This window comes from Blastomonas sp. UPD001 (assembly GCF_003426715.1).
Classification (GTDB): Bacteria; Pseudomonadota; Alphaproteobacteria; order Sphingomonadales; family Sphingomonadaceae; genus Blastomonas.
Genome location: NZ_QKVT01000156.1, coordinates 1 through 818, shown reverse-complemented (window position 1 = coordinate 818; position 818 = coordinate 1). Strand labels below are relative to the sequence as shown.

The following is an 818-nucleotide window of genomic DNA, read 5'->3' as shown; positions in this document are numbered from 1 at the left end:
CGGTTTGAAGATGTTCGAGGGCTTGACCACCACCGCCTCACCGGGCCCGAACGGACGCTGCAGCAAGGCCAGCGACGCGTCGAGCACCGCGGCGACCTGCCGCCGGTCCGCCCCGCGCCAGCGCCAGCCCATCATGTCGTTGCACAGCATCGGTTCGGACAGGCCCATGGCGAGGCCTGGGACGTCGAGCGCGCGCACGAGCATGGTCGATGCGCAAAAGGCCGAATGGAAGATGAAATGGAGCGGCGCGCGCGCCGCACCCGCCGCGAGCGCCTGCGGGCGCGGCACCGGAACGATCTGCGCGGCTTCGCCCAGATATTCGTCGGTGAGGAAGGTCGCCTTGCGGTGCTGCTCGCGCGGGACATGGCGGAACTGGAACGCGTCCTGCGCGGCATCATAGCGATGCGCGTGCCAGAGCGGATCGTGCACAAGAGCCACCTTGTCTGCGGGCAAATCAGGGCCGGTGTCGGTCATCGCGGCGATCCTTGCCAATCCCCCGGCAGCGTGGCAAGCAGGACGTGGTCGGGGGACTAGCAACATATGGCAGTAACTGCACACAATGATCCGGTAGCCATGAACAGCGCCGGGATGGCCGCATTGCGCGAGGGGCGCTTTGCGGATGCCGCGCGCGCCTTCGAGGCAGCGGCCAGGGCCGATCCGGAGGCCACCGCCCTCTGGCGCAATCTCGCGACCGCGCGGCGCGCGCTCGGCGACGATCAGGGCGAGCTTGCTGCGCTCGACGCTGCAATCGATATCGATCGGCGGGATTTCATGGGCTGGCTGCGCAAGGCCGAGGCACACCAGCGCATGGGCGACGA

Annotated in this window: 1 protein-coding gene and 1 pseudogene; one reads left to right on the top strand and one right to left on the bottom strand. The window is 68.5% G+C overall.

The features are described from left to right. Positions 1-474 (bottom strand): annotated as a pseudogene (locus tag DM995_RS20040) (hypothetical protein); the annotation flags it as partial. 99 nt (positions 475-573) lie between these two features. Between DM995_RS20040 and DM995_RS20035 the strand changes: the two are divergent. After that, positions 574-818, top strand: a 245-nt coding sequence (locus DM995_RS20035; RefSeq protein WP_198669530.1) for a tetratricopeptide repeat protein, incomplete at its 3' end; no start/stop codon positions are given.